The following is a 1328-nucleotide window of genomic DNA, read 5'->3' on the forward strand; positions in this document are numbered from 1 at the left end:
CCCAGAAGAGTTTCTTAGCGGTTGTTCGAAAGTAGTCCCAGTCCTTTCCAGTGGCGTTCTTCATCACACCGCGAAGCGCCCGGTGCGCATTGTCGATCTCTTTGGAAGCCAAGAGGCCGTACTGCTTGCCGATCTCTTGCGGAGAGCCCGACAGTTTCAGATAAATCCAACCGTCAATGTCGGAGCGGGATGAGGGTGCCAGGGTGATGGCGGCGAGAAGGGAAATGGCGATCACGTTTCCAGCATACGCCAGAAACGAGATCGCAGGTTCCGAGCTCAGAGCTTGAAGAGCGAGAAAGAGGCGACGAGTTCAAGTCCGCTGAAGTTCACTCCACTGGTTGAGCTCATCACCGTGTACCGAGCATAGACACGAGCATAAGAGCTGAGAGTTACGCCAAGTACGCCACCGAACACAGGTACGAATTTTCTGCCAGCGAAGTTCGCTCCATTGATGTTCAGTCTGTAGTCAAGGTAGGAGAGCCCACCGAACACACGGCCATAGGGTGCGACGACTCCGCTACCGAATTTGCGCTCGTATCCATAAGTGATCGGAATCGCAAGGAGACGGTTACCGTTCTTGGCCACGTTGATCACGCCAAAACTGGGCCGAAGGCCATTCTGTCTTTGATCGGTGTCCACGGGGCCGAATCCGAGCCGAGGAGAACTGTTGCCTAGTGCCGCTCGCACGCCCGCATTCGTTGGCATATAAAGTCCGATGCTGCCACCAATGCTAATGTTCTGCTGAGCTGAGACCATAGCGGTGGTCAGAGCGCAGGCCGCAACCGCGACGATTCGATAGGATCGCTTCATTTTTTCTCCGTCCTCATCTGCATTCTTTCCTGCAACCTAAAGACTTCTCAGAACATACCCGGTTGCCAGAGCCTTCATCGCTTTTGTTAGCCCCTCCACCGCATGTTCAAAGATGAGCTTTCCCTTTTCTGGAGTCGCAAAGGTTGCAAACCCGTGGCTCCCTTCTTCGGTTTGCTCATCAAAGTGGTGAATGAGACCGGGAATGAAGGGCTCCGATACCAGCCCATCATTGCGAAGCTTGTCCGCTCGAACCAGGGTGGGATGCAGGTACATCATCAGGCTTACCTCGGCCTCACACGCATGTCGAATTTCTTTCGAAGGCCCTTCCAAGATTCCAACAGTTGCGACCTTTGCGTATTCAAAATAGCCACTGTGACCAAGGGTCAAAGTCGGAAACTCCGCCTTTAGCTGGCGCATGGCGATGCCATTAGGCTCGGAATTTCCCCCGTGTCCGTTGATCACATAGAATTTTCGAAACCCGTGGGGTTCCAAAGATTTGACGACATCTCGAAGTGAGC

2 protein-coding genes and 1 pseudogene are annotated in these 1328 nt (G+C 53.6%); all 3 read right to left on the reverse strand.

What is annotated here, in order from left to right; genetic code table 11:
• A pseudogene (locus tag RMO15_RS26160) lies at positions 1 to 235 on the reverse strand (hypothetical protein); the annotation flags it as partial.
• A gap of 41 nt (positions 236 to 276) precedes the next feature.
• Complete coding sequence (locus RMO15_RS26165) at positions 277 to 810, reverse strand: hypothetical protein (RefSeq protein ID WP_309719724.1); 534 nt, start codon at positions 808 to 810, stop codon at positions 277 to 279.
• A 36-nt stretch (positions 811 to 846) separates the two neighbouring features.
• The coding region (locus tag RMO15_RS26170; RefSeq protein ID WP_309719727.1) for a creatininase family protein at positions 847 to 1328 on the reverse strand (482 nt) is incomplete at its 5' end.

It is taken from the genome of Armatimonas sp. (assembly GCF_031410135.1).
Classification (GTDB): Bacteria; Armatimonadota; Armatimonadia; order Armatimonadales; family Armatimonadaceae; genus Armatimonas.

Bases quoted from the DNA above. Each gene is read 5' to 3' on its own strand.
- RMO15_RS26165 (WP_309719724.1), bottom strand. From the start codon at position 810: ATGAAGCGATCCTATCGAATCGTCGCGGTTGCGGCCTGCGCTCTGACC.